We start from the raw sequence: 22,093 nt of genomic DNA, 5'->3' as shown, positions 1-22,093 counted from the left end.
CCAGGAGTAGTACCCCATTCGAGTGAACGATGGTGTGTCAGGTCTCCTGAGGGGCACCCGCGACGTCATGGTCCGGGACGACCTGCCCCGAGCGGATCAGGTCGAGCCGCCCGAGGACCTTGGCGCGCAGGTCGGTCGGTACGTCGTCCTGTCCGCAGCACCGCTTGACCAGCTTCTTCACGGCCTCTTCGAGGCCGTACTTCTCCAGGCACGGCGAGCACTCGTCGAAGTGTTCCCGGAACTTGTCCCGGTCCCCGAGAGGCATCTCGCTGTCGAGGTACTCGTAGAGATGATCGAGCACCTCGGAGCAGTCCGTCTCGTGGTCGTCTCCGCAGCTCATGAGCCCGAGCCTTTCGCTTCGTTCGACTCCCCCGCGCCGGCCGGGACGAGACCGCGCTCACGGGCGTAGTCCTCCAGCATGCCGCGCAGTTGGCGCCGGCCCCGGTGCAGCCGGGACATCACCGTACCGATGGGTGTCCCCATGATGTCGGCGATCTCCTTGTACGCAAAGCCCTCGACGTCCGCGAGATAGACGGCGATGCGGAACTCCTCGGGGATCGCCTGGAGCGCTTCCTTCACGTCCGAGTCGGGCAGGTGGTCGAGGGCCTGCGACTCGGCGGAGCGCAGACCTGTCGACATGTGCGACTCGGCGCGCGCGAGCTGCCAGTCCTCGATCTCCTCGGCCGCGCTGCGCTGGGGCTCGCGCTGCTTCTTGCGGTAGGAGTTGATGAACGTGTTCGTGAGGATCCGGTACAGCCACGCCTTCAGGTTGGTGCCCTCGCGGAACTGGTGGAAGGACGCGTACGCCTTGGCGTACGTCTCCTGTACGAGGTCCTCCGCGTCCGCCGGGTTACGGGTCATCCGCAGCGCGGCGGAGTACATCTGGTCGAGGTACTCCAGCGCGTCCCGCTCGAAGCGCGCGCTGCGCTGAGCGGTCGACTCGTCGGCGCCCCGGCCCTCGGGCTGCTCCGCCTGGCCGTGATCGGTCCCTGCGTCGGTACCGGTGACCGGACCCACCTCCTCAAGATTCCAGGCAGCACCGAGACCGGTGCCACCAGAATCGGAGGATAGACGACGATCCGCTCCCGCCGCCGCTCGAATCTGAGCGGTCCCGGCCGCGTGCAGCACCGTCCAGTCCAGGTCGGCGCGGCTGGAACGGTTCGGGCAGATGGTCGAACCCATGCGGCGGACTCCCTCTCTCACGGCGTTCTCAACGTTCTCTGTCCGCCTCAACAGTGGTACGGGGCTCAACATTCCCGAGTGACGCGATCCACGCGGCGACGCCGTCCGTGATGACGCTCACGGTCTCCTCCTGCGTGATCCCGCACCGCTTCGGCACCGCGAACCCGTGGTCCCCGTACGCCACCTCGACCATCCCGAACTCCCCCGCCGGGAACTCCTCCGGCTTCCCGAACGGGTCGTTGCCGCCCTGCACGACCAGCGTCGGCACCCCGGCCCCGAGCAGCTCGGCGGCACGGGACTTCTCCGGCCTGCCGGGCGGGTGCAGGGGGAAACCGAGCGCGAGGACGGCGACCGCGCCCAGCTCGGTCGCCGTACGGCAGGCGACGCGGGCCCCCGCGGAACGGCCACCCGCGATCACCGGCAGCCTCCTCGCCGCCACGGCACCCCAGACGCCGCGCCACCCCACGTCGAGGGTCTTCGGCGCCGGTGCCACCTTCTTCCCGGCCACCCGCCACGGCTGCTCGACGAGGGCGACGGTGACACCGTGGGCGGGGAGTACGGCGGCCAGGGCCTGGAGGTCGCGGGCCTCGATGCCGCCGCCGGCGCCGTGGCTGACGGCGAGGACGAGGCGGGGGTTCTTCGCCGGGTGCCAGGTGATCCGGGCGTCGCCGGCATCGGTGGGGACGATCTCGGGGCTCATGTCAGAAGAGTGTGCCCTCCTCCGGTCCCTCCAGTTCGGTCAGCAGCTCCGGGCCGTTGTTGCGGACGTTGCTGACGGTCGTCGACACCGGGTAGGCGCGCATCAGGCCGTGCGGGGGCGGGGACAGCATCGGCATGAGGTCGTCGAGGCCGGTCGTCGTGGGGTCCAGCCACGCGTCCCACCGGTCGGGCGTCAGCATCAGCGGCATCCGGGGGTGGATCTCGGCCAGGCTGCCGGGGCCGTCGGCGGGGGCCACCGCGAGCGGGGTCGTCTCGGCCTCGGTCGTGATCACCGAGCACGTCACCCACCAGGCCCGGGGGTGGTCGTCCGGCAGCGTCCGGTCACGCCAGAACTCGTACAGACCGGCCATCGCGAACACGGACCCGTCGGCCGGCAGCACGAAGTACGGCTGCTTGCGGGGCCGCTTCTTCTTGCCCTCGACCTCCAGGTCCCGTTCCTCCTTGGCGGTGACCCACTCGTAGTAGCCGTCCGCCGGGACGATGCAGCGGCGCGTGGCGAACGCCCGCCGGAAGGAGGGCTTCTCGGCGACCGTCTCGGCCCGCGCGTTGATCATCCGCGCGGCGCCCTCCGGGGACTTGGCCCACGAGGGCACGAGCCCCCAGCGGACCGTACGGAGCTGCCGAACCGGGCGCCGGTCCTCCGCGTCTTTCAAGGGGCGGTCCAGGACGACGTACACCTCTTTGGTCGGCGCCACGTTGAAATCGGGAGCCAGCGCCTCTTCCGGCTCGATCTTCTCGATCTCAAAGATTCCTGCGAGATCCTCGGGTCCACGACTGGCCGCATACCGTCCGCACATACGTGCCACACTGCCAGACCCCGCACGACCGTTGGGAGCCACCGCCAGATATGGACACCTTGTGGGACCGCGTCACCGGACTCCAGCCCGACCCCGACCTCTGGGTGGTCCTGGCGACAGCCGCGGCCGCCCTCGCGATCGTCGTCCCCCACAACCTGTGGCGCGTCTCCCGCAACGCGATCACGATCGCGCACGAGGGGGGCCACGGCCTGATCGCGCTGCTGACCGGCCGCACCCTGACGGGCATACGCCTGCACTCGGACACCAGCGGCCTGACCCTGAGCCGGGGCAAGCCGCACGGCCTGGGCATGATCCTCACGGCAGCCGCGGGCTACACGGCCCCCTCGCTGCTCGGCCTGGGCGGCGCGGCGCTGCTCGGCGCGGGCCGGATCACCCTGCTGCTGTGGGTGGCGACCGCGCTCCTGGTGGCGATGCTGGTGATGATCCGCAACGCGTACGGGGTCCTGACGGTGGTGCTGTCGGGCGGCGCGTTCCTGGTGGTGTCCTGGCTCGCCGGCCCCCAGGTGCAGGCGGCGTTCGCGTACGCGGTGGTGTGGTTCCTGCTCCTCGGAGGCGTCCGCCCGCCGTTCGAACTCCAGGCGAAGCGCAGAAGGGGAGGAGCGGCGGAGTCGGACGCGGACCAGCTGTCGAGGCTGACGCATGTGCCGGCGGGGCTGTGGCTGTTCCTGTTCCATACGGTGTCGCTCTGCTCGCTGCTGGGCGGGGGACGGTGGCTGCTGGGGCTGTGACGCCGCGCATCCCCGAATACGACGGCCGACTAAAGTGAACGCATGCCGCAGAACCCCGTCCACACCGCCCACTGGCCCGCCCCCACCGCGAGCGGAGCCGTCGATGCGACGGTCCACGTGCCGGGGTCGAAGTCCGTCACCAACCGTGCCCTGGTCCTAGCCGCGCTGGCGAGTGAGCCGGGGTGGTTGCGCCGGCCCCTGCGGTCGAGGGACACCCTGCTGATGGCGGGCGCCCTGAGGGCGATGGGCGTCGGCATCGAGGAGGGGGTCGGCCCGGACGGCACGGGTGAGGCGTGGCGCGTCCTGCCCACCGACCTCCACGGTCCGGCGACGGTGGACGTCGGCAACGCGGGCACGGTCATGCGGTTCCTCCCCCCGGTCGCCACCCTCGCGAACGGCCCGATCAGGTTCGACGGCGACCCGAGGTCGTACGAACGCCCCCTGCACGGCGTGATCGACGCGCTGCGGGCCCTGGGCGCGCGGGTCGACGACGACGGCCGGGGCGCGCTGCCCCTGACCGTGCACGGCGGCGGCGCCCTGGACGGCGGCCCGGTGGCGATCGACGCCTCCTCCTCGTCCCAGTTCGTGAGCGCGCTCCTGCTGAGCGGCCCCCGTTTCAACCAGGGCGTGGAGGTCCGACACACCGGCGCGACCCTGCCCTCCCTCCCCCACATCCGGATGACCGTGGACATGCTGCGCGCGGCCGGCGCCCAGGTGGACACCCCGGAGGCGGGCGGCGAGCGCAACGTCTGGCGGGTGACGCCGGGCGCCCTGTTGGGCCGGGACCTGACGATCGAGCCGGACCTCTCCAACGCGCAGCCGTTCCTCGCGGCGGCGCTGGTGACGGGCGGCCGGGTCACGGTCCCGGACTGGCCGAGGCGCACCACGCAGCCGGGGGACGCGCTGCGGGAGATCTTCACGGCGATGGGCGGCTCCTGCGAGCTCACGGACGAGGGCCTGACGTTCACCGGCACGGGCAAGATCCACGGCATCGACGTGGACCTGGGCGAGGTGGGCGAGCTGACCCCGGGCATCGCGGCGGTCGCCGCCCTCGCGGACTCCCCGTCGACGCTGCGCGGCGTCGCGCACCTGCGCCTGCACGAGACGGACCGCCTGGCCGCGCTCACCAAGGAGATCAACGAGCTCGGCGGCGACGTCACGGAGACCGCGGACGGCCTGCACATCCGCCCGAGGCCGCTGCACGGCGGCACCTTCCACACGTACGACGACCACCGCATGGCGACGGCCGGCGCGATCATCGGCCTGGCGGTGAAGGGCGTCGAGATCGAGAACGTGGCGACGACCGCGAAGACCCTCCCGGACTTCCCGGAGATGTGGACCGGGATGCTCGGGAACTGACGATCATGCGTCGCTACGGCAAGCACACCGACGAGGACGACATCCGCTCGCGCCCCAACCGCAAGGGCAACCGTCCCCGGACGAACATCCGCCCCAAGCACGAGGACGCCGCCGAGGGCATGGTCCTCACGGTCGACCGGGGCCGCCTGACCTGCCTCGTCGAGGACCGTACGGTCCTCGCGATGAAGGCCCGCGAACTGGGCCGCAAGGCCGCGGTGGTCGGCGACCGGGTCGCCCTCGTCGGCGACCTCTCGGGCGCAAAGGACACCCTCGCGCGCATCGTCCGCATCGAGGAGCGCACCTCGGTCCTGCGCCGCACGGCGGACGACGACGACCCCTACGAGCGCGTGGTCGTCGCCAACGCCGACCAGCTCGCCATCGTCACCGCCCTCGCCGACCCGGAACCCCGCCCCCGCCTGATCGACCGCTGCCTGGTCGCGGCGTACGACGGGGGCCTGGAACCCCTCCTGGTGATGACCAAGTCGGACCTGGCCCCGCCGGACAAGCTCCTGGAGCTGTACGGCGACCTCGACATCCCGTACGTGGTCACCAACCGCGAGGAGCTGGAGGACGGGGTCGCGGCGGACCGGGTGCGGGAGTTCCTGACGGGCCGTACGACCGCGTTCGTCGGGCACTCCGGCGTCGGCAAGACGACGCTGGTCAACGCGCTGGTCCCGGCGGACCGGCGGCGCGTCACGGGCCATGTCAACGCGGTGACCGGCCGGGGCCGGCACACGACGACGTCGGCGCTCGCGCTGCCGCTGCACGGCGTCGACGACTGGGTGATCGACACCCCCGGCGTCCGCTCCTTCGGGCTCGCCCACATCGACCCGTCCCGGGTCATCCACGCCTTCCCCGACCTGGAGGAGGGCACCACCGGCTGCCCGCGCGCGTGCAGCCACGACGAGCCGGACTGCGCGCTGGACGCGTGGGTCGCCGAGGGGCACGCGGACCCGGCCCGCCTCTACTCGCTGCGCCGCCTCCTGGCGACGCGCGAGCGCACGGAAGGCGACTGACGGGGCAGCTCTGACCTGGGTGTTGTTTGTGTGTACCGGAGGCCGGTAAGTGCACAATCGCAGCGACCCCGACGAGCGAACACCAAGGCGAACACCAAAACGGGAGGACAGCACATGGCATGGCTGCTGGTCGTCGTGGCCGGACTGCTCGAAACAGGTTTCGCGGTATGCCTCAAGCTGTCCCACGGCTTCACCCGGCTGTGGCCGACGATCGCGTTCGCCGCGTTCGCGCTGGGCAGCTTCGGCCTGCTGACCCTCGCGCTGAGAAAGCTCGACGTGGGTCCGGCGTACGCGGTGTGGACGGGGATCGGCGCGGCCGGCACCGCCATCTACGGGATGATCTTCCTGGGGGACCTGGTCTCGACGCTGAAGATCGTGTCGATCAGCTTCGTGATCATCGGGGTGATCGGGCTCCAGCTCTCGGGCTCGGCGCACTGAACGGGGGGGGGATCAGCCCACCGCCCGGCGCTCCAGCGCGCCGGTCACCAGGTCCCTGACGCCCCCCTCACCCGCCGGGGCCGCGACACAGGAGAGCGCCAGCCGTACGGCCAGTTCGGCGCCGCGCGCCACCTCGTCGGCCTCCCCCTTGCCGGCCTTGGCCGGCACCAGCACGGCCAGCGAGCGTTCCCGCACATGCGCGACGAAGTCCCCCGGCGAGGGCAGCGGCCCGTCCGCCCGGCGCTGCGCCGGCACCGCGGTGGCCGACAGGACCGCCCTGAGCGGCGGTGAGGGCAGCCGTTCGCTCCAGCAGCCGGTGAGCATCGCCCGCACCAGGGGGTTGTCCCGCGCGTGGGCCACGGTCCACTCGGCGAGCCCGGCGAGCCGCTCGCCGATGTCCCCCTCCCGCGCGAACGCCCGCTCCACGCCCGCGAGATAGCCGTCCGCCTCCCGCCGCACCAGCGCCCGCGCGAGCCCGTCCTTGCTGCCGAACTCGTTGTAGAGCGTCTGCCGCGACACCCCGGCCGCCGCCGCCACGTCCACCATGCGCACCGTCGACCACGACCGCCGCGCCAACGCCGCGAAAGCGGCGTCCAACAGAGACTCCCGCGCTGAGGGCATCATCGCCTCCCTGGGCCGAGCAACTCTGCCGCCCACATTTGACGCGCCCGGAACCGGTGTCAAGAGCCCGCGTCCCGATACGGCGGGAACCCGTCACCGGAAAACCGACACCAACCCGCAACCACCTCGTGCCCCCGCGCATAGCCCCGCTCCCACCTCGGCGGATACGGTTCCCCCATGCCGGACTACCTCGATGACCTCCGCCTCGCCCACGTCCTCGCGGACGCGGCCGACGCCGCCACCACGGCCCGCTTCAAGGCGCTCGACCTGAAGGTGGAGACGAAGCCGGACATGACCCCGGTGAGCGAGGCCGACAAGGCGGCCGAGGAACTGATCCGGGGCCACCTCCAGCGGGCGAGGCCGAGGGACGCGGTCCTCGGCGAGGAGTACGGCGTGGCGGGGACGGGCCCCCGGCGCTGGGTGATCGACCCGATCGACGGCACCAAGAACTACGTACGCGGCGTCCCCGTGTGGGCGACGCTGATCGCGCTGACGGAGGCCGGTGAGGGCGGCTACCAGCCGGTCGTCGGTCTGGTCTCGGCGCCCGCGCTGGGCCGCCGCTGGTGGGCCGCGAAGGGCCACGGCGCCTTCACCGGCCGCTCCCTGTCCTCGGCGTCCAGGATGCACGTCTCCCGGGTCGCGAGCCTCTCCGACGCCTCCTTCGCCTACTCCTCCCTCTCCGGCTGGGAGGACCGCGGCACCCTGAACGGCTTCCTCGACCTGACCCGCGAGGTGTGGCGCACGCGCGCGTACGGCGACTTCTGGTCGTACATGATGGTCGCCGAGGGCGCGGTGGACCTGTGCGCGGAGCCGGAGCTGTCGCTGTGGGACATGGCGGCGACGGCGATCGTCGTCCAGGAGGCGGGCGGCATGTTCACCGGTCTGGACGGCCGTCCGGGGCCGCACAGCGGGAACGCGGCGGCGTCGAACGGGCTGCTGCACGACGAGCTGCTGGGGTATCTGAACCAGCGGTACTGAGCTTTCCGAGCGCGTTTCACCGGCACATCTGAGCGCGCGCGCCCTCAATTGGCGCCGCGCGCCCCCTTGTTGACCCCCGCTTTACCTGCGACGCTGAGGGCGCCCCCACTTGTGCACTTGTGAATCTCCGCACTTTCCGGGATCACAGGAGGAGGTCACCCCTCGATGCTCGTCCACGAAGCCATGACCCCGACGGTCCTCACCATCGGCCCCGCCCACACACTCCGCCAGGCCGCCGCCCTGATGTCCGCCCGCCGGGTCGGCGCGGCCGTCGTCCTCGACCCGGACGCCGGCAACATCGGCATCCTCACGGAACGCGACATCCTCAACTCCGTCGGCCTCGGCCAGAACCCCGACTTCGAGCACGCCCACGCCCACACCACGACGGACGTCGTCTTCGCGACGCCCACGATGTCCCTGGAGGAGGCGGCCCGCGCGATGACCCGGGGCGGCTTCCGGCACCTCGTCGTCCTCGACGGCGGCGAGCCCGCCGGCATCGTCTCGGTCCGCGACATCGTCCGCTGCTGGGTGCCCGTGGAGGTACGGGTTCCGGCGTGACCCCGGACATGACCGGTGGGCCGTCCCCGCGGGGACCGGCCCACCACCTCGGCGAGCGGTCCAGTGCTGGAGCGGCCGTGCAGGGCCTGGACCACGGCCTCCAGCCGCTCGTCGATCTCAGTCCGGATCCTACATTGGACTCAATCCAAGTCAAGTCAGCTTCCAAAGTCACACCCGTTCGTAAAACGGCACCCGGCTGTTAATCTGGACCGCATGAGTGACCTCCTGGAGCGGCTGCGCGGACGCGGATGGCGCATGACCGCACAGCGGCGCGTCGTGGCCGAAGTCCTCGACGGCGAACACGTCCACCTCACGGCCGACGAAGTCCACTCCCGAGCGGTGGCGAAACTCCCGGAGATCTCCCGCGCGACGGTCTACAACACCCTCGGCGAACTGGTGACCCTGGGCGAGGTCCTGGAAGTCACCACGGACAAACGGGCCAAGCGCTACGACCCCAACGCCCACCGCCCCCACCACCACCTCGTCTGCGCCCACTGCGGCACCATCCGCGACGTCCACCCCACCGGCGACCCCCTCACCGACCTCCCCACGACGGAGCGCTTCGGCTTCACGATCGAGGCGGTCGAGGTCACGTACCGGGGCGTCTGCCCGAACTGCCTGAAGGCATAGCGGGTTCCCCGAACACGCCGAAGGCCCGGACCCTGTTCCCAGGATCCGGGCCTTCGTCATCAGTAGCGGGGACAGGATTTGAACCTGCGACCTCTGGGTTATGAGCCCAGCGAGCTACCGAGCTGCTCCACCCCGCGTCGGTGAACACAACGTTACGCGAGGGCCGGGATGGAAGCAAACCGGTTCTTTGAAGCCCGTCTGGGGGCACCTCCCTGCTCGAAGAGCTTGGGGGAGGGACGGGTAGGGGCGGCGGGGGCGAGGAGATCACGCGCTCAACTCCTCCCGCAGAGCGTCCCGCAGCCGAGCCGCCCGCTCCCCCACCTCCCCGGGCCCGAGCTCCACCGCACGAGAGGCCCACCGCTGCCCCTCGACCAGCTCCCCCCTGCGCGCGCACACCAGCGCGAGCCGAAGCGCGGCCCGACCGTGCCCGGCGGCAGCCGCCCGCTGCCACCACACGACCGCCTCGGGCTCGCTGCCCTCACGCACGAGCAGCAGCCCCAGGTTGAAGGCCCCGTTGCGGGAACCGGCCTCGGCGGCGGCGCGGTACCAGCGGGCCGCCTCGACGACGTCCCCCCGCCCCGCGGCCAGCATCCCCACCCGCACCTGCGCCCGCCGGTGCCCCTGGGACGCGGCCCGCTCGTACCACTCCTCGCACTCGGTCTTCTCCCGCACCGGCTCGCCCAGTTCGTGCGCGGACACGGCGGGCCGCCGCGCGTCGAGCAGCGCGGCCAGCCGGTACGCCCCCTCGGCGCTCCCCCCGCCCGCGGCGCACCGCAGATGCCGTTCGGCGGCCTGCTCGTCCCCCTCCCGGAGCCGGGCCATGCCCACCTGGAGCGCGGCCTCGGTGTGCCCGGCGGCAGCCGCCCGCTCGTACCACCGCAGCGCGGCCTCCTCCTCCCCGCGCCCGGCGTGCAGGATCCCGAGGTTGAAGGCGGCGTCGACGCTCCCGGACTCGGCGGCCTTGGAGAACCACGGCTCGGCCCCGCTGGCGTCGCCGTTCTGCAGCAGCAGGATGGCGAGCGCGTTGGCGGCCTCGCGGTGCCCGACGTACGCGGCCCGCCGGTACCACTGCTCGGCCTGCGCGATCCGGCCCTGTTCGGCGCAGAGCAGCCCGAGGTTGTAGGCGCCGTTGATGTCTCCGGCGTCCATGGCGGCGCGGTACCAGCGCTCGGCGGTCTGGTTCTGCCCGCGCTCGGCGTGCAGCGCGCCGAGGGCGTTGGCGGCGTTGCCGTCGCCGTCCTGGGCGCCGCGCAGCCACCAGATCGCGGCGTTCTCGACGTCCCCGGCGTCGCGCAGGAGGAAGCCGAGGGCGCAGGCGGCCCGGGCGTCGCCGTCCTTGGCGGCCATCAGGTACCAGCGCCCGGCCTCCTTGACCTCGCCGCGCCGCTCCAGGATCCCGCCGAGGTGCAGGGCGGCCCGCAGATGGCCGCGGGCGGCGGCCTGCCGGTACCACTGCTCGGCCTCGCCGCTGGACTCCCCCCGCTCGCCGAGGAGGCCCCCGCTGCCGGGCCGGTCGAGTCCTCGGGCGAGCCGGTAGGCGGCTTCGCGGTGCCCGCGCTCGGCGGCGGCCCGCAGCCAGGTGACGGCCCCGGCGTCGCCCCGGTGCTCCAGGAGGTCGGCGAGGGCGTAGGCGCCGAGGGTGTGGCCCTGTTCGGCGGACTGGCGCAGCCAGTACTCGGCGGCGGGTTCGTCGCCGCGCTCGCGGTGGTGGCGGCCGAGGGCGTGCGCGGCGGCGGAGGACCCGGCGACGGCGGCGACGCGCCACCATCCGGCGGCCTCGTCGGCGTACCCGCGCTGGTGGAGGAGGACTCCGAGGTTGTTGGCGGCGGCCCGGTCGCCGGCGGCCGTGGCGGCACGCAGCCGGGGCTCCGCACCGTCGAGGTCACCGCGCCGCAGCAGCCGCGCGCCGAGGACGCTCGCGGCCTCGGTGTCGCCGCCTTCCGCCGCGAGCCACAGGCGTGCTTCCTCGGCGGCTTCCCCCGTCTCGTCCGGGGCCGCCTCTTCCGCCTCACCTGAAGGCCGCGCAATTCGCCCTGTCCCGTACAGAGTTCCCTTGTCCCCCATAACGTCCATCGTCGCACCACCTGCAACCGAGTTACATCCGGTATACCGCAGTCAGTGAGGTCACTTCAGCGTTTTGTCGACATGCCCACAGAGAGACACATCAAACCCCTTTTCCTTCCAACACGCGCCGAAGGCCCGGATCCTAGTTGGATCCGGGCCTTCGCCTTCAGTAGCGGGGACAGGATTTGAACCTGCGACCTCTGGGTTATGAGCCCAGCGAGCTACCGAGCTGCTCCACCCCGCGCCGTTGTGAGACAACCGTACCACGGCGCGGAGGGAGCCTTCGACCTGCTCAAGCCCCTAGGAGCTGCTGGGACTTGGCTTCGGCGACGGACTGGCCGCCGGAGCCGGCTTCTTGGCCGCCGCCTGCGCGTCCTCGGCCCGCTTCAGCGCGGCCCCCAGATCCGTCTGGGCCTTCCCGTACGCCTCCCAGTCACCCTTCTTCAGGGCTTCCTGGCCGGCGGTGAACGCCTTCTGGGCGTCCTGGAGGGCCTGTTGGACCGTCGGGTTGGACGAGGTCGGCGGCGGGGTCGTCGTCCCGCCCCCGTCGTCCTCACCGGGTGGTGGTGTGGTCGTCGGCGGGCTCTGGGTGTCGAAGACCTTGTCGAGCGCCGCCTCCAGGGTGTCCTCGAACGCGGTGTTGCCGTTGTAGGTCACCAGCACCTTGCGCAGCAGCGGGTACTTGAGTCCACCGCCGCGTACGTAGACCGGCTCCACGTAGAGCAGTCCGCCGTCCAGCGGGACCGTCAGCAGGTTGCCGTACTCGACCTCGGAGTCGCCGCCTCTCAGGAGCCTGATCGACTCGGCGATGTCCTGTTCGGAGTTGAACTGGCTCTGGACCTGTTTGGGTCCGTCGACGGTCGTACTGGTCGGCAGTTTCAGGATTCTGATCTTGCCGTAGTCGGCCGTGCCGGCCTCCGCGTCGACCGCCATGAACGCGCTCAGGTTATCCCGGCCGTTGGGCGTGAGGGTCGTCGTCAGCGAGAACGCCTGCGCCTTCTGGTCGGGCATCTTCAGGCTCAGGTAGTACGGCGGGACCGCGTCGCCCGACTTGTTCGTCGGGTCGTCCGGGACCTGCCAGACCTCGCTGCCGCTGAGGAACGTCGTCGCGTCCTTCACGTGGTAGCGGGTGAGCAGCTCGCGCTGGACCTTGAAGAGGTCCTGCGGGTAGCGCAGGTGGTCCATCAGGTCCTTGGAGATCGCGCTGCGCGGCTCGACCGTGTCCGGGAACGCCTTCATCCAGGTCTTGAGGACCGGGTCCTGGGTGTCCCACTGGTAGAGCTTGACCTCGCCCGTGTACGCGTCGACGGTCGCCTTCACCGAGTTGCGGATGTAGTTGACCTGGTTCTGCTGGGCCACCACCGCGCGCGAGTTGTTGGCCGCCGTCAGCGAGTCGGCCGTCGTGTCGCCCAGCGTCGTACGGGAGGCGTACGGGTAGCCGTTGGTGGTGGTGTACGCGTCGACGATCCACTGGATCTTGCCGTGGACGACCGCCGGGTAGGCGTCGCCGTCGATCGTCAGCCAGGGGGCGACGGCCTCGACGCGCTCCTTGGGCGTGCGGTTGTACAGGATCCGCGAGCCCTCGCCGATCGCGCCGGAGTACAGGATCTGCGGCTCCCCGAAGGCCACCGCGTACGCCGCCCGGTTGACCGGGTTGGACAGGTTGACGCCGCTGTCGCCGGTGTAGCTGGTCGTCTTCTCGCCGCTGTCGTCGGAGTAGTCGATCTCCTTCTGCGGGCCGCCGACGATCGAGTACGTCGTCGTGCGCTCGCCGTAGTAGATCCGCTGCTGGTACTCGCCGAGCTGGCCCGTGGAGGGCAGATCGGACTCCGTGAACACCGGGCGGCCCTCGGAGTCGACCGAGGTGCCCTGTGCCGCGACCACGCCGTAGCCGTGGGTGTAGCGGAAGTGGTTGTTGATCCAGTTCTTCTTCGGGATCCCGGCGAGGTTGATCTCGCGCAGGCCGATGACCGTGTCCTGGTCCTTGCCGTCCTTCGTGTACCGGTCGACGTCCAGGTTGGTCGGGAAGGCGTAGTAGTTCCGGATCTGCTGGAGCTGCTGGAACGTCGGCGAGATGATGTTCGGGTCCATGATCCGGACGCTGGCCGCCGCGTCGGCGTCCGCGCGGAGCTTGGTCTTGTCCGTCGCCGCCGGCTTGCCCGAGTACTCGGTGACCTGCGCGTCGTCGATGCCGTACGCCTCGCGCGTCGCCTTCAGGTTCTTCGCGACGTACGGGGCCTCCTTCGCCTGCTCGTTCGGCTGGACCTGGAACTTCTGCACGATCGCCGGGTACAGGCCGCCGATCAGGATCGCCGAGAGGACCATCAGGCCGAAGCCGATGACCGGGAGCTGCCAGGTGCGCCGCCACAGGGTGGCGAAGAAGAGCAGGGCGCAGATGACGGCGATGCAGAACAGGATGGTCTTCGCCGGGAGGTAGGCGTTGGCGTCGACGTACCTGAGGCCCGTCCAGCTGTCGGTGGCCTTGAAGTCGCTGGACTTGACGGCCAGGCCGTACCGGTCGAGCCAGTAGGCGACCGCCTTCAGGGCGACGAAGATGCCGAGCAGCACCGACAGATGGCCGGTGGCGGCGGCCGTCGCGCGCGCGCCGGGGCTGGTGACGCGCAGCCCGCCGTACAGGTAGTGGGTGAGCGCCGCCGCGATCACCGAGATGATCGTCGCCGCGAAGCCGAAGCCGAGCAGGAAGCGGTACCAGGGCAGGTCGAACGCGAAGAACGACACGTCCATGTGGAACTGGGGGTCCTTCTGGCCGAAGGACACGCCGTTGACCCACATCAGCCAGGTCCGCCACTGGCCCGACGCCGAGGCGCCCGCGATCAGGCCCACCAGGGCGGTGATCCCGAGCAGCAGCCACTTCTTGTACGGCGCGATGCCCATCCGGTAGCGGTCCAGGCTCTGCTGCTCGACCGACATGGCGGCCAGCGGCGGGCGCAGGCGGTGCGCGAGCCAGATGTTGAAGCCGACCGCCAGGGCCATCAGCAGGCCGAAGACGAAGAAGAGCCCGACCTTGGTCCACAGGGTGGTGGTGAACACGGACGAGTAATGCACCGACCGGTACCAGAGCCAGTCGGTCCAGAACCCGGCGAACATGGTGAACGCCATGCCCAGCACGGCCAGCACGCCCAGTGTCAGGAGCAGGGTCCTAGCTCGCCTGGACGGGCGGCCCACTCTGATCCGTGGCCCCGTCGGGCCTCCGCCGCGGTCCGGCATCTGGAAAGCCAAGGTGGCACCTCGAAGTTCGCTGTCGATCCCTCAGGCCCGCGTTTTCGCCGACCCCTCGTGGCCCCCCGTGATCGCGGGCCCACACCTATGCAACTTACTCACCGTTTACTCGGTTCCCGATTCAGGTCACGAACGAGAGAGGATTGTGACCATGTCCAACACTCCCATGGCGGCGAACCCGCTCACCCGGGCCGTACTGGAGATCGACGAGTACGTCTCCGGTCTCGGCTGGGACCAGCCCGCCCGCCTCTTCGCCCTCGTCGACACCGCGCGCCTGCGCCGCGAGGAACCCCGTCTCGCGGCTCAGCTCGGCCTCGACGACGCTCCCGAGACCGCTGCCGGTCTCACCCCCATCGAGCAGGACGAGGTGCCCGCCGGCCGGCCGCTCGACGAGTTCCTCGCCACGATCGCCTGGCCGGCCGCGGTCACCGGCTGCGCCCTGACGGTCGAACGCCTCATGCTCCCGCCGTCCGCCGAGGCCCAGGTCCCCTCGAACCTGAACGAGAAGAAGCTCGCGCAGTGGGTCGCCGCGCACCCCGACCGCCAGGAGGTCCGCATGACCGTCGCGGTCCTGCGCGACGGCACCCGCGACTCCGCCGTACGCCTGCGCGAGAAGGACACCCCGTCGGAGGTCCTCACGGGCGGCGCGCTGGTCCCCGGCCTCGCGGAGGCCCTGTCGGCGACGTTCGAGGACTGACTCTTTTTTTCTCTACGACGGTGAGGGCGCCCTTCTCTGCCTCGGGCTGGGCGCCCTCCGTCTGTTTGCGTACGGGCTGTTCGGGTACGGGCCTCAGCCCTTGGTCGTGCACTTGGGCAGGGCGTCGGTCTTGCCCTCCCTGATGTCCGTCAGCGCGCCGAGCGCGTCCTCGATGGTGGCGACCTTGATCAGGGTGAGGCCGCCCGGGACGTCCTTGGCCGCGGCCGCGCAGTTGTCGGCCGGGGTCAGGAAGTACCGGGCGCCCTTGTCGCGGGCGCCGACCGTCTTCATCTCGATGCCGCCGATCGGGCCGACCTTGCCGTCGTCGTCGATCGTGCCCGTCCCGGCGACGAACGTGCCACCCGTGAGGCTGCCCGGGGTGAGCTTGTCGTAGATCCCGAGGGCGAACATCAGACCCGCGCTGGGGCCGCCGACGTCCGCGAGCTTGATGTCGATGCTGAAGGGGAACGTGTGGTCCGTCCCCGCCGAGATCCCCACGATGGCGCGCTTCTCGCCGGTGTCGTCCGAGGTCGCCGTCCGGATGGTGACCTTCTGGGTGACCGTCGCGGTCTTGCCGGACTTCTGCGCGGCGGCCTGCGCCTTCGCCGGGGTGATCGTGAACACGACGTCCTCGCCCGGCTTGTGCTTCGTCACCAGCTTGGCCACGTCACCGGGTTCCTTGACGGCCGTGCCGTCGACGTCCTTGATGACGTCGCCCGCGTGCAGCTTGCCCTCCGACGGGGAGCCCTTCACGACCGTCGACACGATCACCCACGACTGCACGGGGATCTTCAGCGCCTTCAGCGCGGCCACCTTCGCGCTCTCCTGGGACTGGCTGAACTCCTCCGCGTTCTCCTGCGTCGACTGCTCCTCGGTCTTGCCGTCCGGGTACAGCGTGTCGTGCGGGACGACCTTGTTGTCGTGCGCGAGCCAGCCGTACACGGCCTCGACGAGGTTCATGCGGTAGTCGGCGCCGGTGACGCGGACGGTCGTCATGTTGAGGTGGCCGGTCGTCGGGTACGTCTTGTGGCCCGAGATCTGGAGCACCGGCTCACCGCCGTGGTCGCCCAGCGTGTTCACCGTCGGGCCCGGGGACATCTCGGAGTACGGCACCTTGACGAACACCCCCGCGCACAGGAGCGCGATCAGCATCAGGGTCGAGGCGAGCATCGTGGCTGTGCGGCGTGGCATGGGTCGACAGTACGGGACGGGGCTGTCGGTGCATCGTCAGGGAGCACGGGCTCTCGCCCAAGGGGATGCCGGGATGGGAGACCATGGGGGGTATGGCTGATGTTTCTTTTGACCACCCCGGGGAAGCCGCTGCGGACGATCCGGTCAGGCTGATCGCCGTCCGGGACGAGGCGCTGTCCCTGGACGAGGTGTTCCGGGCCGTGGGGGACGAGGCCGCCGGGGGCATCGCCCTGTTCGTCGGGACCGTCAGGAACCATGACTCGGGGGCCGACGTCGACGCGCTCGGGTACTCCTGCCACCCCAGCGCCGAGGACGAGATGCGGCGGGTCGCGGAGAAGGTCGCCGCGGAGTTCCCGGTGCGGGCGCTCGCCGCCGTGCACCGGGTGGGCGAGCTGCGGGTCGGGGACCTCGCCGTCGTCGTCGCCGTGTCCTGCGCGCACCGCGCGGAGGCGTTCGCCGCGTGCCGCAAGCTGATCGACGACCTCAAGCACGAGGTGCCGATCTGGAAGCGGCAGGTGTTCTCCGACGGGACGGAGGAATGGGTGGGTGCCTGCTGAAGCCCCCGGGCGCGCGGGCCGGGGCTCCGGTTGCGTAACCGGCCCGCCCGCGTGAGCGTTGTCCTGGCGGATGGCTTATCTGCTGATCAGTCAGTTCGCGGTGGCTCGTGCGGTGTCGGGAGGTCGGCAATGGGGGCGCTCGCCTGGTTGGGGATCCCGCTGCTCGCGGCGATCGGCGCGGGGGTGTGGGGCGGCTGGGCGAACCGCACGCGCAGGGCCCGCAGCGACGGCCCCGAACTGGACGGATACGCGCGTTTCCGCGAGGCGATGGAGCGGCCGGTCCCCAGAGACGTACCCGTCAGGTACGCGACGTTCGACGCCGTCCACCTGCCCGAGGCGGTCACCCCGGCCCAGGACCTGCCTCCCGGGCCCGCGCGTCACCCGGACGCACCCCTTGAGGCGACGGCTCCCGAGACGGCCCACACCTGAACCCCGGGTGAGGGTGGGCGGGGCCGCGGGGAACAGCCTGTGCCCGCCCTCGCCGTACTACCTCCGTACTACCTCCGCCGCGCCTTCCGAGCCCGGCGTACGACCGCTGCCGCGCCGAGCAGCGCGACCGTCGCCCCCGCGGCTCCCGCCGCCGTCGCGTCCTTGCGGCCCAGGCGGCGGCCGGCGACGGTGTGCCGGCCGGCGGCCTCCGCCAAAAGTTCCGCGAGGACCTCCTCGTTGCTCCACCGGGGACGCCAGCCGGCGGCGTGCAGGCGGCTCCCGCTGACCACCCAGGGGTACATGGTGTAGGCGAGGTCGCCGGCCGGGGACGGGGTGAGCCCGATGCGGTGCAGGCGGGCGGCGGCACCCAGCGCGACGGCGGACGGCAGCTCCATCCGCCGGATGCCGCTCAGCTCCTCGACCTCCTCCTGTTCGAGCCACCCGTCGCACCCGACGGCGAGCTCCCCCTCGACCTTCTCCAGGACGGCGTACTCCAGGGCCGTGCACAGGTCGTCGACGTGGCAGAACTGCCAGGCGGGCCGGGAGCCGGCGACGACGAGGAGGCGGGGCGACTCGAAGTACCGGGTGAGGGCGGTGTCGGTACCGCCGACGAGGGTCGCGGGGCGCACGACGGTGACATTGAGCCCGGGGTGCGCGCGGGGCGCACGCCGGGCGAGCCGCTCGATCTCCAGCAGGTCCCCGACGCCGGTGGCCTCGGCGGTGGCCCGCAGCTCCGCGTCCTCGGCGAGCGGCAGCTCGTTGTCGGGCAGCGCGCCGTACACCATCGCGGAGGTGCACAGGACGACCCGGTGCACCCCGGCCGCCGCGGCGGCGGTGAGCACGGTCTGAGTACCCCGCACGTTGTACGCCGTACGGGCGGCGGCGTCGGACCCGAGGTCGAGATCCAGCGCGAGGTGGACGACGACGTCGGCGCCCCGCAGCTTCTCCGCGATCGCCGGATCACGCACGTCGAGGACGTGCCACGTCACGTCGTCGCACTCCCCCCGCCGCTCGTCGATGGCGACGACCTGCTTGATCTCGTCGGACGCGGCGAGCCGCTCGGTCAGCAGCGCGCCCACCCCGTGCGCCGCGCCGGTCACGGCGACGACGGGCCCGCGCGCGGCGGCACCGGTTGAGCGGTTTCGCGCTGCGCGAACCTGCGGATCTGGGGAACTCACCAGGTGTCTCCAGCGGTTGTCATGGCATACGGGCGCGGATGACGCGTACGTACCAGGTGGCTCCATCCTGCCGCAGGCCGCGAGTCGGCGGAGCACCGAGGCCCGATCGGGCCCGGGTGTCTACGCTGGGTGGTGTTGCAGGGCAGCCGCGCCGCCGGTCGTCAGACCGGTGGCCTTACCAGCCGAGGAACCCCGTGAGTGACACCCCATTCGGATTCGGCCTTCCGCCGGAGGAGCCGGAGGACGGCGACGGCAAGAAGAAGGACCAGCAGAGCGGTGGTGGTCAGGGCCCGGCCAACCCGTTCGGTTTCGGCTCTCTGCCCGGTGCCGGAGGCTTCGGCGGGCCGGGCGGGGACAACCCGTTCGCCGCGATGTTCGGCTCCATGAACCCCACCGACCTGGGCGCGGCCTTCCAGCAGCTCGGCCAGATGCTGTCCTACGAGGGCGGCCCGGTGAACTGGGACATGGCCAAGCAGATCGCCCGCCAGACGGTCGCGCAGGGCACGCAGGACGGCGTGAAGGACGCGAGCGTGGGCGCGGCGGAGCGTACGGCGGTCGAGGAGGCGGTGCGCCTGGCGGACCTCTGGCTCGACGACGCGACGTCCCTGCCGTCCGGCGCGGGTACGGCGGTGGCCTGGTCGCGCGCGGAGTGGGTCGAGGCGACGCTGCCCGCGTGGAAGGAGCTGGTGGACCCGGTCGCCGAGCGCGTCGGCGCGGCGATGGGCGACGTCCTGCCGGAGGAGATGCAGGCCATGGCGGGCCCGCTGATCGGCATGATGCGCTCGATGGGCGGCGCCATGTTCGGTACGCAGATCGGGCAGGCCGTGGGTGTCCTCGCGGGCGAGGTCGTCGGCTCCACCGACATCGGCCTGCCGCTGACCCCGACCGGCAAGGCCGCGCTGCTGCCGGTGAACATCGAGACGTTCGGCAAGGACCTGGGCGTCGCGAAGGACGAGGTCCGGCTGTACCTGGCGCTGCGCGAGGCGGCCCACCAGCGGCTGTTCGCGCACGTGCCGTGGCTGCGCTCGCACCTCTTCGGCGCGGTCGACGGGTACGCGCGCGGGATCAAGGTCGACACGGCCAAGCTGGAGGACGTGGTCGGCCAGTTCGACCCGCAGAACCCCGAGCAGCTTCAGGACGCGCTCCAGCAGGGCATGTTCCAGCCGGAGGACACGCCGGAGCAGAAGGCGGCCCTGGCCCGTCTCGAAACAGCCCTGGCGCTGGTGGAGGGCTGGGTCGACGCGGTGGTGCACGCGGCCGCGAAACCCCGCCTGACCTCGGCGGACGCCCTGCGCGAGACCCTGCGCCGGCGCCGTGCCTCCGGCGGTCCCGCCGAGCAGACGTTCGCCACGCTGATCGGCCTGGAGCTGCGCCCGCGCCGCCTGCGCGACGCGTCCCGCCTGTGGGCGTCCCTCACGGACGCGCGCGGTGTCGACGGCCGTGACGCCCTCTGGGCCCACCCCGACATGCTCCCCACCGCCACCGACCTCGACGACCCGGACGGCTTCGTCCACCGCGAGCAGCTGGACTTCTCGGAGCTGGACAAGCTCCTCGGGGAGGCGGCCGAGGGCGGCCCCGACCTCAAGAAGAAGGACGACGACACCGAGTGAGTCTGCACGACGACGCGGCCTCGGTCCTGAAGGAGTACGAGGCTCAGGGCGACCTGCGTGACACGTATCTGGCCCACCTGGCCTCCCACCCGGACGGCATGTGGAAGTCCTGCGCGGACGGCCACATCACGGCGAGCGCGCTGGTCATCGACCCGGCGCGCGAGCGGGTCCTGCTGACGCTGCACAAGAAGCTGCGCATGTGGCTCCAGATGGGGGGCCACTGCGAGCCGGGGGACGCCTCCCTGTCCGCGTCGGCGCTGCGCGAGGGCACGGAGGAGTCGGGCATCGAGGGGCTGACGTTGGTTTCCGGTGGACCGATCCGCTTGGACCGCCACTTGACGCCGTGCGCGTGGCATCTGGACGTGCAGTACGCGGCCGTCCCCCCGGAGGGCGCGGTGGAGAAGATCAGCGACGAGTCGCTGGACCTGCGGTGGTTCGCGTACGACGAGGTGGCGGGGGTGGCGGACGACTCGGTGGTACGCCTGCTGGAGGAAACAAGGAAACGGTTGTCCTCGTAAGGCAGGGTGCGTTGCGGTACCTAGGGGCGCGGGGAACTGCGCGAACAACCACAACGCACCCCGCACCCGCCCCACAACCCTCCGAGGCACCCCCTTAGGCGCTAGTTCCGACTACCCCCCAACGAATTCCCGCTGAGCCCCCCACTCCCCATCCCGAACTGCCCGAGCACCCCGGACGTCCTCAGATGCTGCGGCGGCAACAGCTCACTCGGCTGCACCAGCACATGCCCGGTCCCGGAGAACTGCATCTCCCACCCCTCCCCCGAGGACCCCCGCCGCCGCCACACGGCAGACGTGGACGTCGGCGCCTGCAACTGCGTACGCAGCGAGGTAGACCAGGCGATCACCGCGTCCGAGTCGCAGCAGACGTTTTTCCCCGGCCCGACCTCCAGCACCAGCGGCTCCCCGGACGTCATCACGACGACCTGCCCGTTCCCGCTCAGCTCAAGGTTGTACGCCCCGGCAGACGCCACCTCGACCGCACTGTCGATCGCGACGATCCCGACCTTGAGCGACCCGTCGAACGCGAGCACGGACGACGAGTCGACGGTGATCCCCCGGCCCACTTCCATGATGTGCAGGTGCTGCGCGAAGTTCGCGAGATACACGACCCCGCTCCCCTTGCACCGCATGAGTTCGAGCCGCTCCCCCGTCATCCGCTCGACGTTGCGCCACCCGCGGTCCCGGTACTGGCTGTCGAACTGGACGTCGCCCTCGAAGGCGACCATGGCCCCCTGCCGCGCGAGGACCGCTCCGCTGCCGCGGGTGACGTCCGTCTTGAGGAGCTGCGGGTTCTGGAGGGTGTAGCGCTCGGTGGACTCCACCGGAATGTGCGCGAAGAGTGTGCTGTGCATGTCGTTCGTGGCTCCCCTCAGCCCCGGATCTTGAATCGGTCGCCGGTGTCCTCGCTGGGCTGGACGACGACGAACCCCTGGCCCTTGAAGCCGACCTGGAACGCTTCCCCGCTGCCCCGCCCGATCAGCGCGCCCGCCTTGATCGAACGCTTGGCCTTCATGTCGAGCCCGTCGGTCCAGGCGATCAGCGCGTCGGGGTCGACGTACGTCTCGCGCTCGGCGCAGTCGAGGGAGATCGGCATGCCCCGGCTGACCAGGGCGACCCACCCGGTGCCCCGGACGACGAGGTTGGTGAGGCCGGACCCGGAGAGCTTGGCGAGCCCCTTGACGGGCTCGATCTTGAGCTCCAGGGCGGCGTCGCAGGCCAGCAGGGTGGGCCCGTTGACGGAGATCGCCTCGTTGGCCAGGTGCAGGACGAGGACGTCGCCGCCGTAGTCCGCGAGGTAGAGGTCGCCGTCGCCGCGGCACATCATCAGCCGGCCGCCCTCGCCGGTGACCATCTCCTCGGCGGTGCGCCGCAGGTTCGCGGGGGCGCCGTCGAACTGGACGTACCCGTCGTACGCGATCATCGAGCCGGCCTTCGCGTACAGGTCCTGGCCGGTGACCATGGTGACCTTGAGGGTCTTGGAGCTGTGCACGCTCATCCGGACGCCGGCGGTGCCTGTCGCGGTGTGCTGCTGCGCGCTGAGTGTCTGGAGGTCCACGGT

General features: G+C 71.2%; 23 protein-coding genes and 2 tRNA genes. 12 read left to right on the top strand and 13 right to left on the bottom strand.

Annotation, left to right across the window (positions count from 1 at the left end):
- Positions 1–37: 37 nt before the first annotated feature.
- The 4 genes from rsrA to ACLZOT_RS09885 form a co-directional block, all read right to left on the bottom strand.
- On the bottom strand, positions 38–340 hold the full coding sequence (rsrA, locus tag ACLZOT_RS09900; RefSeq protein ID WP_055724886.1) for a mycothiol system anti-sigma-R factor: 303 nt from the start codon (positions 338–340) through the stop codon (positions 38–40).
- Entirely contained in the window at positions 337–1,017 is a 681-nt protein-coding gene (gene sigR / locus ACLZOT_RS09895) for an RNA polymerase sigma factor SigR (RefSeq protein WP_416968674.1), read from the bottom strand. The genes rsrA and sigR overlap by 4 nt, the downstream gene beginning before the upstream one ends.
- A 193-nt stretch (positions 1,018–1,210) precedes the next feature.
- Positions 1,211–1,882, bottom strand: a complete 672-nt coding sequence (locus ACLZOT_RS09890; protein WP_416968406.1) for an alpha/beta family hydrolase — start codon at positions 1,880–1,882, stop codon at positions 1,211–1,213.
- Position 1,883: 1 nt separating this feature from the next.
- Positions 1,884–2,699, bottom strand: a complete 816-nt coding sequence (locus ACLZOT_RS09885) for an SOS response-associated peptidase (RefSeq protein ID WP_416968405.1) — start codon at positions 2,697–2,699, stop codon at positions 1,884–1,886.
- Positions 2,700–2,749: 50 nt separating this feature from the next.
- Between ACLZOT_RS09885 and ACLZOT_RS09880 the strand changes: the two genes are divergently transcribed.
- The 4 genes from ACLZOT_RS09880 to ACLZOT_RS09865 all read left to right on the top strand — a co-directional run bounded on the left by ACLZOT_RS09880 (position 2,750) and on the right by ACLZOT_RS09865 (position 6,261).
- Entirely contained in the window at positions 2,750–3,448 is a 699-nt protein-coding gene (locus tag ACLZOT_RS09880; protein ID WP_416968404.1) for a M50 family metallopeptidase, read from the top strand.
- 42 nt (positions 3,449–3,490) lie between these two features.
- Positions 3,491–4,807, top strand: a complete 1,317-nt coding sequence (gene aroA, locus ACLZOT_RS09875) for a 3-phosphoshikimate 1-carboxyvinyltransferase (protein WP_416968403.1) — start codon at positions 3,491–3,493, stop codon at positions 4,805–4,807.
- A gap of 5 nt (positions 4,808–4,812) precedes the next feature.
- Positions 4,813–5,823: a ribosome small subunit-dependent GTPase A gene (gene rsgA / locus ACLZOT_RS09870; protein WP_416968402.1), complete on the top strand. Its 1,011-nt coding sequence runs from the start codon at positions 4,813–4,815 to the stop codon at positions 5,821–5,823.
- A 114-nt stretch (positions 5,824–5,937) separates the two neighbouring features.
- Positions 5,938–6,261 (top strand): DMT family transporter, encoded by a 324-nt coding sequence (locus ACLZOT_RS09865; protein ID WP_416968401.1) that lies wholly within the window; start codon positions 5,938–5,940, stop codon positions 6,259–6,261.
- 12 nt (positions 6,262–6,273) lie between these two features.
- Here the strand turns inward: ACLZOT_RS09865 and ACLZOT_RS09860 are convergent, their stop codons facing one another.
- Entirely contained in the window at positions 6,274–6,885 is a 612-nt protein-coding gene (locus ACLZOT_RS09860; protein ID WP_416968400.1) for a TetR/AcrR family transcriptional regulator, read from the bottom strand.
- A gap of 174 nt (positions 6,886–7,059) precedes the next feature.
- On the opposite strand from ACLZOT_RS09860, the gene hisN reads away from it, so the two are divergent.
- The 3 genes from hisN (at position 7,060) to ACLZOT_RS09845 (ending at position 9,048) form a co-directional block, all read left to right on the top strand.
- Positions 7,060–7,860, top strand: coding sequence for a histidinol-phosphatase (gene hisN / locus ACLZOT_RS09855; protein ID WP_416968399.1), 801 nt, complete (start codon positions 7,060–7,062; stop codon positions 7,858–7,860).
- Positions 7,861–8,025: 165 nt separating this feature from the next.
- Complete coding sequence (locus tag ACLZOT_RS09850) at positions 8,026–8,418, top strand: cyclic nucleotide-binding/CBS domain-containing protein (protein WP_416968398.1); 393 nt, start codon at positions 8,026–8,028, stop codon at positions 8,416–8,418.
- Positions 8,419–8,631: 213 nt separating this feature from the next.
- Entirely contained in the window at positions 8,632–9,048 is a 417-nt protein-coding gene (locus tag ACLZOT_RS09845; RefSeq protein ID WP_416968397.1) for a Fur family transcriptional regulator, read from the top strand.
- Positions 9,049–9,111: 63 nt separating this feature from the next.
- Here ACLZOT_RS09845 and ACLZOT_RS09840 read toward each other — a convergent pair.
- From ACLZOT_RS09840 to ACLZOT_RS09825, 4 genes are all read right to left on the bottom strand, one after another.
- Positions 9,112–9,185 (bottom strand) — tRNA-Met (locus tag ACLZOT_RS09840).
- Between the two features lie 127 nt (positions 9,186–9,312).
- Positions 9,313–11,121, bottom strand: coding sequence for a tetratricopeptide repeat protein (locus ACLZOT_RS09835; RefSeq protein WP_416968396.1), 1,809 nt, complete (start codon positions 11,119–11,121; stop codon positions 9,313–9,315).
- A gap of 161 nt (positions 11,122–11,282) precedes the next feature.
- Positions 11,283–11,356: transfer RNA gene (locus ACLZOT_RS09830), tRNA-Met, on the bottom strand.
- A gap of 56 nt (positions 11,357–11,412) precedes the next feature.
- Positions 11,413–14,340: a UPF0182 family protein gene (locus ACLZOT_RS09825; RefSeq protein ID WP_416968673.1), complete on the bottom strand. Its 2,928-nt coding sequence runs from the start codon at positions 14,338–14,340 to the stop codon at positions 11,413–11,415.
- 163 nt (positions 14,341–14,503) lie between these two features.
- Between ACLZOT_RS09825 and ACLZOT_RS09820 the strand changes: the two genes are divergently transcribed.
- Positions 14,504–15,049: a PPA1309 family protein gene (locus ACLZOT_RS09820; RefSeq protein ID WP_416968395.1), complete on the top strand. Its 546-nt coding sequence runs from the start codon at positions 14,504–14,506 to the stop codon at positions 15,047–15,049.
- Between the two features lie 93 nt (positions 15,050–15,142).
- Here the strand turns inward: ACLZOT_RS09820 and ACLZOT_RS09815 are convergent, their stop codons facing one another.
- Positions 15,143–16,240, bottom strand: coding sequence for a PDZ domain-containing protein (locus ACLZOT_RS09815; RefSeq protein WP_416968394.1), 1,098 nt, complete (start codon positions 16,238–16,240; stop codon positions 15,143–15,145).
- A 92-nt stretch (positions 16,241–16,332) separates the two neighbouring features.
- On the opposite strand from ACLZOT_RS09815, the gene ACLZOT_RS09810 reads away from it, so the two are divergent.
- Both ACLZOT_RS09810 and ACLZOT_RS09805 read left to right on the top strand, forming a co-directional pair.
- A complete protein-coding gene (locus tag ACLZOT_RS09810) occupies positions 16,333–16,797 on the top strand; it encodes a molybdenum cofactor biosynthesis protein MoaE (RefSeq protein WP_416968393.1) in 465 nt (154 codons plus the stop codon).
- A 129-nt stretch (positions 16,798–16,926) separates the two neighbouring features.
- On the top strand, positions 16,927–17,226 hold the full coding sequence (locus tag ACLZOT_RS09805) for a hypothetical protein (protein WP_416968689.1): 300 nt from the start codon (positions 16,927–16,929) through the stop codon (positions 17,224–17,226).
- A gap of 68 nt (positions 17,227–17,294) precedes the next feature.
- Here ACLZOT_RS09805 and ACLZOT_RS09800 read toward each other — a convergent pair whose 3' ends face one another.
- On the bottom strand, positions 17,295–18,404 hold the full coding sequence (locus ACLZOT_RS09800) for an SDR family oxidoreductase (RefSeq protein ID WP_416968392.1): 1,110 nt from the start codon (positions 18,402–18,404) through the stop codon (positions 17,295–17,297).
- Between the two features lie 194 nt (positions 18,405–18,598).
- Between ACLZOT_RS09800 and ACLZOT_RS09795 the strand changes: the two genes are divergently transcribed.
- Together ACLZOT_RS09795 and ACLZOT_RS09790 are read left to right on the top strand one after the other, a co-directional pair.
- On the top strand, positions 18,599–20,014 hold the full coding sequence (locus ACLZOT_RS09795; RefSeq protein WP_416968391.1) for a zinc-dependent metalloprotease: 1,416 nt from the start codon (positions 18,599–18,601) through the stop codon (positions 20,012–20,014).
- Positions 20,011–20,532, top strand: a complete 522-nt coding sequence (locus ACLZOT_RS09790) for an NUDIX hydrolase (protein WP_416968390.1) — start codon at positions 20,011–20,013, stop codon at positions 20,530–20,532. The genes ACLZOT_RS09795 and ACLZOT_RS09790 overlap by 4 nt, the downstream gene beginning before the upstream one ends.
- Before the next feature lie 101 nt (positions 20,533–20,633).
- Here the strand turns inward: ACLZOT_RS09790 and ACLZOT_RS09785 are convergent, their stop codons facing one another.
- Both ACLZOT_RS09785 and ACLZOT_RS09780 read right to left on the bottom strand, forming a co-directional pair.
- Positions 20,634–21,386: an AIM24 family protein gene (locus ACLZOT_RS09785; protein ID WP_416968389.1), complete on the bottom strand. Its 753-nt coding sequence runs from the start codon at positions 21,384–21,386 to the stop codon at positions 20,634–20,636.
- Between the two features lie 17 nt (positions 21,387–21,403).
- Positions 21,404–22,090 (bottom strand): AIM24 family protein, encoded by a 687-nt coding sequence (locus tag ACLZOT_RS09780; protein WP_416968672.1) that lies wholly within the window; start codon positions 22,088–22,090, stop codon positions 21,404–21,406.
- Positions 22,091–22,093: the final 3 nt, after the last annotated feature.

It is taken from the genome of Streptomyces sp. 4F14, assembly GCF_048159485.1.
Taxonomy (GTDB): domain Bacteria; phylum Actinomycetota; class Actinomycetes; order Streptomycetales; family Streptomycetaceae; genus Streptomyces.
This window is presented reverse-complemented; position numbering and strand designations above follow the sequence as displayed.